8 protein-coding genes are annotated in these 13,414 nt (G+C 63.5%); 4 read left to right on the top strand and 4 right to left on the bottom strand.

Going from position 1 to position 13,414, the window contains the following annotated elements; translation table 11 throughout:
* Positions 1 to 143: 143 nt before the first annotated feature.
* The 4 genes from ACXAF3_RS16755 to ACXAF3_RS16740 form a co-directional block, all read right to left on the bottom strand.
* Complete coding sequence (locus tag ACXAF3_RS16755; RefSeq protein ID WP_475113443.1) at positions 144 to 527, bottom strand: hypothetical protein; 384 nt, start codon at positions 525 to 527, stop codon at positions 144 to 146.
* A gap of 4 nt (positions 528 to 531) precedes the next feature.
* Entirely contained in the window at positions 532 to 2,067 is a 1,536-nt protein-coding gene (locus ACXAF3_RS16750; protein ID WP_475113442.1) for a S41 family peptidase, read from the bottom strand.
* A gap of 220 nt (positions 2,068 to 2,287) precedes the next feature.
* The gene (gene pntB, locus ACXAF3_RS16745; protein WP_475113441.1) at positions 2,288 to 3,730 is read right to left on the bottom strand and encodes a Re/Si-specific NAD(P)(+) transhydrogenase subunit beta; all 1,443 of its coding nucleotides are present in this window, start codon (positions 3,728 to 3,730) and stop codon (positions 2,288 to 2,290) included.
* 15 nt (positions 3,731 to 3,745) lie between these two features.
* Positions 3,746 to 5,296, bottom strand: a complete 1,551-nt coding sequence (locus ACXAF3_RS16740; protein ID WP_475113440.1) for a Re/Si-specific NAD(P)(+) transhydrogenase subunit alpha — start codon at positions 5,294 to 5,296, stop codon at positions 3,746 to 3,748.
* A gap of 964 nt (positions 5,297 to 6,260) precedes the next feature.
* On the opposite strand from ACXAF3_RS16740, the gene ACXAF3_RS16735 reads away from it, so the two are divergent.
* From ACXAF3_RS16735 to nirB, 4 genes are all read left to right on the top strand, one after another.
* Complete coding sequence (locus ACXAF3_RS16735; RefSeq protein WP_475113439.1) at positions 6,261 to 6,845, top strand: ANTAR domain-containing response regulator; 585 nt, start codon at positions 6,261 to 6,263, stop codon at positions 6,843 to 6,845.
* A 284-nt stretch (positions 6,846 to 7,129) separates the two neighbouring features.
* Complete coding sequence (locus ACXAF3_RS16730; protein WP_475113438.1) at positions 7,130 to 8,605, top strand: NarK family nitrate/nitrite MFS transporter; 1,476 nt, start codon at positions 7,130 to 7,132, stop codon at positions 8,603 to 8,605.
* Positions 8,595 to 10,358 (top strand): bifunctional protein-serine/threonine kinase/phosphatase, encoded by a 1,764-nt coding sequence (locus tag ACXAF3_RS16725; RefSeq protein ID WP_475113437.1) that lies wholly within the window; start codon positions 8,595 to 8,597, stop codon positions 10,356 to 10,358. Before ACXAF3_RS16730 ends, ACXAF3_RS16725 begins: the two co-directional genes overlap by 11 nt.
* Positions 10,359 to 10,699: 341 nt before the next feature.
* Positions 10,700 to 13,225 carry a nitrite reductase large subunit NirB gene (gene nirB, locus ACXAF3_RS16720; protein WP_475113436.1) on the top strand — a complete coding sequence of 842 codons (2,526 nt, stop codon included), beginning with the start codon at positions 10,700 to 10,702 and terminating at the stop codon, positions 13,223 to 13,225.
* The last annotated feature ends 189 nt before the right edge of the window (positions 13,226 to 13,414 follow it).

Genomic DNA, 13,414 nt, shown 5'->3' with positions numbered 1-13,414 from the left:
CCCCCCCCCCCCCCCCCCCCCCCCCCCCCCCCCCCCCCCCCCCCCCCCCCCCCCCCCCCCCCCCCCCCCCCCCCCCCCCCCCCCCCCCCCCCCCCCCCCCCCCCCCCCCGCTCCTACAGAAGAAACGTCAGAAGAAACGTCCCCTAGCCGCCGGCAGGCACGCACTCCGCCTGCAGCAGCTCCCAGCGCCCGCCATCGGACACCCTCTCCAGCCAGCAGCGACTGTCGCTGAGCAGCAGCCGGAACTTGACCGGGGGCTCCATGATGCGGCCCTGCAGCGGGCGCCGGCTCAGATCCTGGGGCGGATTGCGCTCGATGATCAGCGTGCTTTCCTTCGTCAGCGCGTCGTCGGCCAGGGTGACCGCAGCGCCGTCCAGCGCCTCGCTGACCAGGCGCTGAAGCTCCGCCCGACTCTCGGGCGTGGCCTCGGCGATCACCGCCGGCTTGTCGCCGCCAAGCGCCATCGGCGAATTGCAGGCGCCGAGCAGCAGCGCACTGAGAATAAGGCCCGTATTGGTCGCTTTCATAGCATCACCTACCCAGCATTACTATGCGGTTCTGCCGCCAGACGGACTTCGACACCCGGCCCTCCCCGTTGGAGAGGCCGCCCGCCATCTGCGGCTCGGCGGAGAAGCTGCTGGCGGAGACGCTGCCGCAGCTGCCGGTCTCAATATAGTTCAGCGCCGTCGCGAGGCGCGCCTCGCTCTCGTCACCCAGCGGGTGGGAGAAATCATCGGTAACGTCGCAGCCCTTCACCAGCGCGTAGCCATCGTCGTAGTCCTCGTTCGGCACGAAGCCGTCGGCGTATTCGCCGAAGCCCTTGTCGTTGACGCCCTTGAACTGGATCGTAAACCAGGTGGTGCCGCAGTTGGGTGTGGGATAGAAACCGTAGGGCTTGCCACAGGTCTGCTTCCCGATTTGCACCACGTCCATGTCCACGCCGCGCAGGCCGTTGATGATCGCCTCGCTGGCGGAACAGGTGTTCGGGCCGGCGAGTACAAACACGCGATCCAGGTCCAGACTCGGCAGCGGCTGGTTGCCCGGCAACTCCCACTCGCCGAGGGTGACGTCGATGAATGGAATCGGATCCAGGGGTTCACCGGTGACCGGGTCGTGGGTGGGATGCTGATCGTTGAACTGCAGCTGCTCAAAAGTCTTGCCGCGGGTACGCTCGCGTCCTGCGATCATATAGGCGAGCTGGCTCGCGATCGCCAGGTGACCGCCGCCGTTGTAGCGCAGATCCAGCACCAGTTCGTTCACACCCTCTGCCTGCAGCCGATTGACCGCGTCCAGAAGCGCCTTCTCCGCGGTACCTATATGGTCGTTGAATAACATATAGCCCACGCGCTTGTCGGCCCGATCGAACACGCGCACATTCTGCACCGGGTCCAGGGTTATGGCACTCGCGGTCAGGGTCACCTCGACGTGGTCCAGGGTTTCCGGATCTTGCAAGACGAAAGTGTGCTGCTCGCCGACTTCGCTCGGGAAGAGGCCGGCATTGAGCGTCTCTATGTCGTCGCTCCAATCCAGCTCCACGCCGTCCACAGTAATCACGTCCATGCCGCGCCGGACGCCCGCGGGCCACTCGCCGTCGCGATCACTGTATGCCACCCGGACCCTTCGCGGCGGCTCCGCCTTGAGCAGCGCCCACTGAAAACCGTAGCCGACCGCCACGCCGGACTGGGACTGCCGGTTCCACTCGTCGGTCGGCATCGAGTAGTGGAAGTTGTCCTTCTTGCTGCCGGACGGGGTGGTCTGCTCGGTTTTCAGCAGCGCGAAGTATTCGACTGGATCGCTGTACGCGGCCGGATCGCGATCCTCTATCTCGTTGTACCAGAGATAGGTCTCGTGACTCCAGGAGCGCAGCCAGTTGTTCTGCGGCAGCACGGAGCTGCACTGGTTGGCGAAATTCTCCGATGGCTGAAAGACATTCGGCTGCCAGCCGAGCGGCTCGTCGCCATTGTCGCCACCACCTCCGCCACCTCCACCACCTCCGCAGGCGGCCAGGGAAACAGCGTTCAGAAAAAGTAAGACGGGCAAGACCAGGCGGCGGAAAGACACCTCCATGACTCCAAACTCCATTTTTTAATTAGTATTCGAAGCGCCGGAGAGTACCACCACTGCCCCGGCCAATCGATAGCAAAATCTGTCCGCCCGTTCAGCCGGCGCGGGTGGATGTCGAGGAAAGATGGAGGGAATTCAAGCGGGAGGGGGAAAAGCGCCGGCCCGGGGCCGGCGCGAAGGGGTCACGAAGTCAAGCCCGGCTGTGCCGGGCATTCCCGAACCGTCAAGTGGTAACAGCCTGCTGGCGGCCGCTGGCGGCGCCCTGGCTGGAGCTCACCGCGCCCAGCTTGCCCAGCACCGCCTGCAGGCTGTCCTTCGCATCCCCGAACAGCATGCGCGCATTCTCCTTGTAGAAGAGCGGATTGGCCACGCCGGCGTAACCGGAAGCCATGGAGCGCTTGAACACCACCACCTTGCCGGCCTTCCACACTTCCAGCACCGGCATACCGGCGATCGGCGATCCGGGTTTTTCCACCGCATCGGGGTTGACCGTGTCGTTGGCGCCGATCACCAGGACCAGATCCGTCTGCGGGAAGTCGCCGTTGATCTCGTCCATTTCCAGCACGATATCGTAGGGCACATTGGCCTCCGCCAGCAGCACGTTCATATGCCCGGGCAGGCGGCCGGCCACCGGATGTATGCCGAAGCGCACCGTCTTGCCCATCTTGCGCAGCCGGTCGGTCAGGTCGCTGACCGCCTGCTGGGCGTGGGCCACCGCCATGCCGAAGCCCGGCACTATGATGATGCTCTCGGCCGCTTCCAGCTCCGCCGCCAGCTCGTCGTAATTGGTCGCGATCACCTCGCCGTCTATATCGCCCTCGGCCACCTCGCCGCCGTCGGAACCGAAGCCCCCCAAGATCACGCTGATAAAGGAGCGGTTCATACCGCGGCACATGATGTAGCTCAGAATGGCACCGGAGGAGCCCACCAGGGCGCCGACCACGATCAGCAGGTCGTTGCTGAGCATAAACCCGGTGGCCGCCGCGGCCCAGCCGGAGTAGCTGTTCAGCATCGAGATCACCACCGGCATGTCGGCACCGCCGATCGCGGCGATCAGGTGAATACCGAGCAGCAGCGCGATGGAGGTCATAATCAGCAGATTGATCACGGTGCCCGCGTTCAGGTCCGCGGGGATAAACAGCGCCCCCAGCACCACGCAGGCGAGGATCGCGGCCAGATTCAGCCAGTGGCGCGCGGGCAGCATCAGCGGCTTGCCGGAGATCAGCCCCTGCAGCTTGCCGAAGGCGACCACCGAGCCGGTCAGCGTAATCGCGCCGATAAAGATACCCAGATAGATCTCGGTGTTGTGCACTATGTGCTCGGCACCGCTCAGGGACACGCGCGGATCGAGGAAGCCGCCCCAGCCGATCAGCACCGCCGCCAGACCGACGAAACTGTGCAGCAGCGCCACCATCTGCGGCATCTGCGTCATCGCCACGCGCTTGGCCAGGGCCAGCCCGATGACCGCGCCCACCGCCATGGCGATGGCCACCATCCAGTAGGCACCGGCGACGATGCCGGCGATGGTGGCGAGGATGGCCACCGCCATACCGACCATGCCGTAGATATTGCCGCGCCGCGCCGTCTCGTGGCTGGAGAGCCCGCCGAGGCTCAGGATAAACATCACCGCGGAGAAGAGATAAGCCATGGAAATCATACCGTTCATCATTACTCTCCCCTCTTAGCGCCGAAACATTTTCAGCATGCGGTAGGTGACGAAGAAGCCACCGAATATATTGATGCTGGCCACCAGCACCGCGACAAAGGCGAGCAGGGTCACCAGGCCGGAGCCGGTCGCGCCCACCTGCAGCAGCGCACCGACGATGACAATGCCGGAAATGGCATTGGTCACACTCATCAGCGGTGTGTGCAGCGCGTGGGTCACATTCCAGATCACCTGCCAGCCGACAAAGATGGCCAGTACGAACACGGTAAAATGGGATACGAAATCCGCCGGCGCCACCTTGCCAAGCCACAGCAGCAGGCTTCCGGCAACGGCCCAGAAGGCCAGGATCGACAGCGGCGACTTCTTCGCGGGCGCCTTTTCCTCGACCACCGTCACCTGCGGTTCGGGTTTCTTTTCCGCCGGCTTCGGCTGCGCCGAAATCTTGGGCGGGGGCGGCGGCCAGGTAATTTCGCCACCCTTGACCACTGTCGCGCCGCGGATCACTTCGTCGTCGAAGTTGATATTGATCTCGCCGTTTTTCTCCGGCGCCAGTTCGCTGAGCAGGTGCGCCAGGTTGGTCGCGTAGAGACTGGAGGACTGGGTCGCGGCACGGCTCGGCAGATTGGTGTAACCGATAATGGTCACACCGTTTTTCACGACTTTTTCATCGGCCACCGTGTAGTCGCAGTTGCCGCCCATCTCCGCGGCCAGGTCCACAACCACCGAGCCCTCGGCCATGCTGTCGACCATATCCGCGAGCCACAGCTTGGGCGCCGGCTTGCCGGGGATCAGCGCGGTGGTGATAACGATATCCACCTCTTTGGCCTGTTCGCGGAACAGCGCCATCTCGGCCTCGATAAACTCCTTCGACATCTCCTTGGCGTAACCGCCCTGGCCGGAGCCCTCCTCCTCTATCTCCACGGTGAGGAACTCCGCTCCCATGGACTCCACCTGCTCGCGCACCTCGGCGCGGGTGTCAAAGGCGCGCACCACCGCCCCCATACCCTTGGCGGTGCCGATGGCGGAAAGGCCGGCCACGCCGGCGCCGATCACCAGCACCTTGGCCGGCGGAATCTTGCCGGCGGCGGTGATCTGCCCGGTAAAGAAACGACCGAAGTTGTGCGCCGCCTCGATCACCGCGCGATAGCCGGCGATATTGGCCATGGAACTGAGCGCATCCATTTTTTGCGCGCGGGAAATTCTGGGAATGGACTCCACCGCGAGCGCATTGATCTTCCGCTCGGCGAGTTTCTGCAACAGCTCGGGATTCTGTGCCGGCTTCAGGAAGGCGACCAGGGTGGCGCCCTCGGGGATCAGTGCCAGCTCCTCGTCGCTGGGGGCCTGCACCTTGAGCACCAGGCCGGCGTCCTGCAGGCAGCTTTTGATATCGCCGCGGATTTCGGCTCCGGCTTCTGCGTAGGCCGCGTCGGTAAAACTGGCCGCTGCGCCCGCGCCTTTTTCAACCGCGACGGAAAAACCCAGATCGCGCAAACGCTTCACGCTGTCGGGAGTTGCCGCTACCCGCGCCTCCCCCGGTGCGGTCTCTCTCGGAATGGCTATGATCACCGCTATGCTCCCTCGGTAAGGTAGATTTCTATTTATATATCGAATACTGCTTATAGATCGAACACCACTTTTCGCACTCCCTGCTGCAGAACCCCCTGTTGGAAGAATTATATGGGTCTGCCGCATACGGAAGCAGAAAAAAATTCTATACGCAGCGGGAAGCTATTAAAAGGAAATTAGTCGATCAACGATATAAGAATTATCAATAACGAAATTAGCTTCTGCCTATAACTCCGACAGCACAAGCGCTGCGATACGGGCGAGCGCCCCTGGTTACAACTGTAACTGATTGCGCAGAAAATTTTCGCCTTCCAGATGCAGGTCAGCGCCGGAAATTGGCGCGAAATGACTCCACACCCAACCCGGATCCCCGGTGGCGACACGGCCCATGCGCTTTGCGACCGGGCGGTACGCGCCGCCGGTCGGCGGACCCGGATGTCACCGCGCACCAAAAACAGGCCGCCACAGAAACCGATGCACCAGCGCCGTGCGGCCGCCCGCCCGGACCGTGAAGCGCACTGCAATGGCGGTATCGATACTAAGGGAACCTCTGAATAACTCCATGGCCTCTCTGGCTTTCAGAGCGGTTCACAATCAAGGCGCGACTTTGTAGGAATGTCCAGACCTTTCAAAAAGTCGCAACGCAGAGTGTGGATCGCTCTGAAAGCCCCGCGGGGCGGGCCCTGAAGCATGCATCTGCGGCGTTGCAGCTCTTGCAAAGGGCCGGGCCATTCGCTGCGAGCTGCGCCTTGCATCTGCACGCTTCAGGGCCCGCAGAGAGGCTATGGAGTTATTCAGAGGTTCCTAAGGCGTCACCATCGCCCGAAAGCCGCGGCGTCAGTCACATAGGAGTCCACTTTTGCACTTGGCACAGCTCTTGATTGTATGAATGGCGGGAAAACCCGGTTTCGCGGCGACGCGACCGCTGTTATCCCCGGGCAAACTTCCTGAAAAGCGCGCAGAGATGGACAACCCCCTCGACATCATACTGGTCGGCGGCCGGACAGAGCACGTGCGGGCTGTGTGCGAACGGCTGCGCGCAGCAGGCCACCGCCTACTGGCACAGCTCGACAGTGCCGAGGGGCTGCTGTACCGGGTGGAAAGGCACAGACCGGATCTGCTGCTGATCGATATGGGGGCTCCGGACCCGGATCTGCTCGAGGGCCTGGCGGTGCTCGACCGCCAGGCTCCCATCCCGGTAGCCCTGTTTGCCAGCGGTGGCGATGCGGACTTTATCGGCCGCGCGCTGGCCTCCGGAGTCAGCGCCTATATGGCGGAGGGCATAAGCGCGGAGCGGGTACAGACCGCGATCGTCATGGCCCTGGCCCGCTTCCGCCAGCTTCAGCAGCTGCGCGAATCCCTCGCGCGCGCCCGGCAGCAGCTGGACGACCGCAAGGCCATAGAACGGGCCAAGGGCCTGCTGATGGCAAAGAAGGAGCTGGGCGAGGCCGCCGCCCACAAGACGCTGCGCAGCCTGGCCATGCGCAGCAATACCACCATGCGCGAGGTGGCGGAGCAGATCATTCAGTATTTTCAGGCCGGACACTGAAGAGAGCACACAGCGCCACCCGCAGCCAGAATCGCGGCTGCGCGCATATCGCCACGCGAACGGAAATGATGGCACGCAATTTGAATGGCAACTTGCTGAAAAAGTATCTTTCAGCGGCCTGATAGACACTTTCTTTAATGCGGTCGCCAACCCCCTATTCAAGCGGATACGGATTGGCTGGCCCCCGAAAAATTATTGAACGGACAACGAAGTCCACCGGCAGCGGATAAACCGCCCCGTGGGCTTTTTTTGTGCCCGCGACAAATCCACAAGGGGAAATAAACATGTCCAGTGATACCCTGAACCTGTTTTCCTTCCGCGGGAAAACCAAAGTTCTTCACCTGACCTGGGTGGCCTTTTTTATCTGTTTCTTTGCCTGGTTCAGCCATGCGCCGCTGCTGCTCTCCATCGCCGAGAGCCTGTCGCTGAGTCCGGATCAGGTGAAAACCCTGTTGATCCTGAACGTGGCCCTGACGATTCCCGCGCGTATCGTGATCGGTATGCTGACCGACAAATACGGCCCGCGCCTGACCTTTTCCCTGCTGCTCGCCGTCGGCAGCCTGCCCTGCTTCCTGTTCGCGCTCGCCGACAACTTCGTGCAAGCGGCCCTCGGCCGCTTCCTGCTCGGCTTTATCGGCGCCGGTTTCGTGGTGGGTATCCGCATGGTGTCCGAATGGTTTCCGGCACGACAACTGGGCACCGCCGAGGGCATTTACGGCGGCTGGGGCAATTTCGGCTCCGCCGCCGCGGCCATGAGCCTGCCCACCATCGCACTGATTTTCGGCGGCGACACACCGGGAAATGAGGGCTGGCGCTGGGCCATAGGCCTGACCGGCGCCATCGCACTGGTCTACAGCCTGGTCTACTATTTCTCGGTCACCGATACCCCCAAGGGCTCCACCTATTTCAAGCCGAAAAGAATCGGCGCGATGGAAGTGACCAGCCCCGGGGACTTCGCGCTGCTGCTGGTGATGAAAATCCCGCTGTACGCGGCGCTGGCACTGCTGACCTGGAAGCTGTCCGCCGGTGTCGGCATCATCTCCGAATTCTGGGCCGCGCTGATCTACGGCGGCCTGGCACTACTCTACGTCCTGGACGCCAAAAAAACTTACAGCATCAACCGCGAGGTGTTCCGCAATCCGCCGGCACCGATGCACCGCTACAAATTCAAGCAGGTCGCGGTGCTGAATCTGCTCTATTTCGCCACCTTTGGCTCCGAACTGGCGGTGGTCTCCATGCTGCCGCTGTTTTTTTCCGAGACATTCACCCTGGATCCGGTCAAGGCCGGCCTGCTCGGCAGTGCCTACGCCTTCATGAACCTGGTATCGCGCCCGGCGGGCGGCCTGTTCAGTGACCGCTTCGGGCGCAAACCGACGCTGCTGATACTGGTCGCCGGCCTCGCCGCGGGCTATTTCCTGATGAGCCTGATCTCGGCCTCCTGGCCCCTGTATCTGGCGGTGGGCGCGGCCATGCTGTGCTCCTTCTTCGTGCAGGCCGGCGAGGGGGCCGTATTCGCCGTGGTACCGCTGATCAAGCGCCGCCTGACCGGCCAGATCGCCGGAATGACCGGCGCCTACGGCAATGTCGGAGCCGTCTTCTACCTGACGGTGCTGAGTCTGGTGTCCTACCAGACCTTCTTTCTGGTCATCGCCGCCACCGCCTTGCTCGGCTTCGCGGTACTGCTGCTGATGGAGGAGCCGCAGGGACAGATGGCCGAAATCATGCCCGACGGCAGCGTGTCGCTGATCGATGTCGCCTGACCTGCAAACGCAGAGCGCTTCGCCGTCGCGCACCGAAGACCCCGGCGCTTCAAGCGGGCCGCGGGCCCGCCCCGCGCTGGAAGTCTCCAGCGCTTCCAGTGCCGGCCGGCGCCCCCACAACGACGACGCCTGTGCCGCCTGTAACCCGGATGCGGTGGAGCTGCGCGCCCGCGGTACCCTGGCCGCCGTCGCCGACGGCGTCGCCAGCGCCGAGGCCGGCGGCGAGGCGGCGCGGGCGGCGATCAGCGGCTTCCTGTCCGACTACTACAGCACGCCGGAAACCTGGCCGGTAAAACAGGCCGCGTCGCGGGTGCTGCAGTCGCTGAACAGTTGGCTCTACCGCCAGGGGGCCGGCGGGGAGATCCGCCAGGGTTGGCTCACCACCTTTTCCGCCGTCGTTTTGCAGGGGGCCAGCGCCCACCTGATCCATATCGGCGATTCGCGCATTCACCGGCTGCGCGACGGCACACTGGAATGCCTGACCCGCGATCACAGCCGCGCCCTGGGCCCCGGGCGCACCTTCCTGAGCCGCGCGCTGGGCATGGACTCCCATCTCGAGCTGGACTACCGCCGCGAGGTGTTACAAGCCGGCGATATCTACCTGATCACCAGCGACGGCGTACACGATTTTGTCCCAGCGCAAGTCATCGCGAACATACTGCGGCAAAGCGGCGACACCGCCGCCCAGACGCTTGTGGATGTGGCCCTGGCCGGCGGCTCCGATGACAACCTGAGCGCAGTGGTCTGCCGCGTGCACCGGGTCGAGCCGAGCGGCGACGACCTGCTGGAGCGCAACCGCCAACTGCCCTTTCCGCCGGACCTGCGCCCGGGGCACAAGATCGACGGCTACCTGATATTGCAGGAGCTGCACGCCAGCCCCCGCAGCCAGCTGTACCTGGCGCGGGATACCGATAGCGGCGAACTGCGCGTACTCAAAACCCCCTCGGTCAACTTCGCCGACGACCCCCTCTATATCGAGCGCTTCGTCGCCGAGGAGTGGACCGGCCGCCGGTTGGACCACCCGGGTATTGTCAGGATATTCCCGCCGCGCGCGCAGCGGCAGTTCCTCTACCACGCACTGGAATATATCGACGGCCAGAACCTGCGCCAGTGGATGCAGCTGAATCCCGAGCCGCCGGTGGAGCAGGTGCGCGAACTGATCGGCCAGCTGGTCAGCGCGCTTCGCCGGCTGCAGCGCATGGAAATAGTGCACGGCGACCTGAAGCCGGAAAACATCATGGTGGCAAAGGACGGCCGCCTGAAGCTGATCGATCTGGGCGGCGCCGACGGCGCCGGGCTGCGCGAGCGGCTGCAGCTGGGCGACGAGACACCGCCGGGCAGCAAGAACTACGCCGCGCCGGAGTATTTCTTCGGCGACACCCCCAGCCACCGCTCGGATATCTTCTCCCTGGGCGTTATCGCCTACGAGCTGCTTACCGGCCGCTACCCCTACCGCGAGCGCACCGGCCTGAGTCACTACCGACTGAAGAGCTACACCCATCTGCAATACATCAGTGTGCGCGAGCGCCGCGAGGATATTCCCGAGTGGATAGACGGCGCCCTGCGGCGGGCCTGCGCGCCGGACCCGCGCCACCGCTACCCGGCGCTGTCGGAATTCGTACACGACCTGCAGACGCCGAACCCGGAGTTCACCCGTGAAGAATTTCGGCCACTGATGGAGCGCAATCCGCTGCTGTTCTGGCAACTGGTGGCGCTGCTGTCACTGCTGTCGCACCTGCTGTATCTGCTGTAGCAGCGGCCGGTGGCCGCGATCGGTACCCGGCTTTCGGCTCTGCCATTAGCTGGCGGTGGTAGCGGCCCTGCTGCCATCAATCCCGCTTGCGGGCACCGTCGGGGGGCAGTCACCCCATCGGGCGCACCAATTTATCGCAAGCAAAACCCTGTCTATCGCCAAAATCCTGAAAAAACCGCTGATTTCACTTTGGCACAAACCTTGAATATCAATAACTACCAACACAACTTATCTCCAACCGCGGCAACGGCGCCCGGACTCTTCGGCAGAAGAGGAGGCGCCCGTGCCACTCCACCGCGCCACCTCCCCTGCCGAACAAAACAGATTGAGATGGCAGACTTATGGTTAAGCAAAAACTCATCGTTATCGGCAACGGCATGGTGGGCCACCACTTCCTCGAGCAACTGGCCGCGCGGCCGGAAAAAGCGCTGTTCGACGTCACCGTCTTCTGCGCCGAGCCAAGACCCGCCTACGACCGGGTGCATCTGTCCGAGTATTTCGCCGGCCGCTCTGCCGACGACCTGGCCATGGGCAAGATCGAACAATACAGGGACTGGGGCTTCGAGCTGCTGCTGAACGACGCCGCGGTGGCCATCGACCGGGAAAAGCAAACCGTCACCTCCGCCAGCGGTATCGAAAAAAGCTACGACCGCCTGGTACTCGCCACCGGCTCCTATCCCTTCGTGCCGCCGATTCCCGGGCATCAGCACGAAAAGTGCTTCGTCTACCGCACCATCGAGGACCTGGATGCGATCCGCGCGGCCGCCGAGGGCGGCAGTACCGGCGTCGTGGTCGGCGGCGGTCTGCTGGGACTGGAGGCGGCCAACGCCTTGCGCGAGCTGGGGCTCGAGGCCCATGTGGTGGAGTTCGCCCCGGGGCTCATGTCGGTGCAGCTGGACGCCGGCGGCTCGGAGCTGCTGAAGAACAAGATCGAGGACCTGGGTGTAACGGTGCACACCAGTACCGCCACCGAGCTGATCGAGGAGGTCGACGGCCGCCTGCGTATGCAGTTCAAAGGCGAAAGGGAACTCTTCACCGACCTGATCGTCTTCTCCGCCGGTATTCGCCCGGAGGACAAGCTCGCCAAGGCCGCCGGCCTGGCAGTCGGCGAGCGCGGCGGTATCGTCATCGACGAGTCCTGCCGCACGTCCGACGGAAATATTTTCGCCATCGGCGAGTGCGCCCTCTACGACAACCGCATCTTCGGCCTGGTGGCCCCGGGTTACACCATGGCCCGCAACACAGTCGCGCAGCTGTGCGGCGAGGACGCCCGTTTTACCGGTGCCGATATGAGCACCAAACTGAAACTGCTCGGCGTGCAGGTGGGCTCTATCGGCGACGCCCACGGCCGCAGCGAGGGCGCCGCGGCCATCACCTTCATCGACGAGCAGAGCGGCGTCTACAAGCGCATGATCACCGACGGGGAAGGCAAAAAATTACTCGGCGCGGTGCTGGTCGGCGATACCGGTGACTACGACCAGCTGCTGCAGTACCACCTGAACAATATCGATCTGCCCGAGCATCCGGAACAGCTGATACTGCCCGCCGCCGACGGCGCCGCGCCCGCCCTCGGTGCCGGCGCCCTGCCCGCCACCGCAACCATCTGTTCCTGCCACAACGTCAGCAAGGGGCAAATAGTCGACGCCGTGGCCGGCGGCTGCTGCTCCCTGGCGGAAGTGAAGGACGCAACCAAAGCCTCCACCGGCTGTGGCGGCTGCGCGGCGCTGCTGAAGAATGTCGTCGACGAGGAGCTGGCGGCACTGGGTATGGAAGTGAACAACCACCTTTGTGCGCACTTTCCATTCACCCGTCAGGAGCTGTTCCACATAGTGCAGGTGGAGGAGATCAAAACCTTCGGCGAGCTGCTGCAAAAGCACGGCAGCGGTCGCGGCTGTGAAATCTGCAAGCCGGCGGTGGCCTCGATTCTCGCCTCCCTGTGGAACGAGCACATTCTGGAGAAGCCGCACGTCGGCCTGCAGGACACCAACGACACCTTTATGGCCAATATGCAGAAAAACGGCAGCTATTCGGTGGTGCCGCGTATTCCCGGTGGCGAGATTACCCCGGACAAGCTGATCGTGCTCGGCCAGGTGGCGAAAAAATACAAGCTCTACACCAAGATCACCGGCGGCCAGCGGGTGGATCTGTTCGGCGCGCGCCTGGAGCAGCTGCCGGACATCTGGCGCGAACTGATCGACGCCGGCTTCGAGACCGGCCACGCCTACGGAAAATCCCTGCGCACGGTTAAGTCCTGCGTCGGCAGCACCTGGTGCCGCTTCGGTGTACAGGACAGCGTCAAGATGGCACTGGATATCGAGAACCGCTACAAGGGGCTGCGCTCACCGCACAAGATAAAAATGGCGGTGTCCGGCTGCACCCGGGAGTGCGCCGAGGCGCAGAGCAAGGACGTCGGCGTTATCGCCACCGAGAAGGGCTGGAACCTGTTCGTGTGCGGCAACGGCGGCATGCGCCCGCGCCACGCGGATCTCTTCGCCACCGATCTCGACGACGAAACCCTGATCAAATACATCGACCGGTTCCTGATGTTCTATGTGCGCACCGCGGACAAGCTGCAGCGCACCTCGGTGTGGCTGGAAAACCTGGAGGGCGGCCTGGACTACCTGCGCGAAGTCATCATCGACGACAAGCTGGGAATCTGCCCGGAGCTGGAAGCGCAGATGGCCAACGTCATCGGCAGCTACCAGTGCGAGTGGAAGACCGCCATCGAGGATCCGGAAATGCTCAAGCGCTTCCGCCAGTTCGTCAACAGCGACGAGCCCGACGAAAAGGTTGTTTTCGTCGAGGAGCGCGGCCAGCCCCGCCCCGCGAGAGAGGAGGAAATCGTCAGGATCGCGGAACCGGCTTAGGCGCGTACTGAACAGGGTGGAATGGCGACGTCGTTCCGGCGTATGCCGGCAGGACGAATCAATCATACCGTTGCCTATTAACCCGGCGATAAATATTGCCGGGTCAATCGCGGCACAAGGATGTGCCGCCGCCAGCCGCAGGCTGGCGCGAGCCCTTGAAATGCAAGTAAATCCACGTATTTACGCCAG

The organism is Microbulbifer sp. ABF4_143 (assembly GCF_056160225.1).
This window is presented reverse-complemented; position numbering and strand designations above follow the sequence as displayed.

Bases quoted from the DNA above. Each gene is read 5' to 3' on its own strand.
- pntB (WP_475113441.1), bottom strand. From the start codon at position 3,730: ATGAACGGTATGATTTCCATGGCTTATCTCTTCTCCGCGGTGATGTTT.
- ACXAF3_RS16725 (WP_475113437.1), top strand. From the start codon at position 8,595: ATGTCGCCTGACCTGCAAACGCAGAGCGCTTCGCCGTCGCGCACCGAA.
- ACXAF3_RS16755 (WP_475113443.1), bottom strand. From the start codon at position 527: ATGAAAGCGACCAATACGGGCCTTATTCTCAGTGCGCTGCTGCTCGGC.
- ACXAF3_RS16730 (WP_475113438.1), top strand. From the start codon at position 7,130: ATGTCCAGTGATACCCTGAACCTGTTTTCCTTCCGCGGGAAAACCAAA.
- nirB (WP_475113436.1), top strand. From the start codon at position 10,700: ATGGTTAAGCAAAAACTCATCGTTATCGGCAACGGCATGGTGGGCCAC.
- ACXAF3_RS16750 (WP_475113442.1), bottom strand. From the start codon at position 2,067: ATGGAGGTGTCTTTCCGCCGCCTGGTCTTGCCCGTCTTACTTTTTCTG.
- ACXAF3_RS16735 (WP_475113439.1), top strand. From the start codon at position 6,261: ATGGACAACCCCCTCGACATCATACTGGTCGGCGGCCGGACAGAGCAC.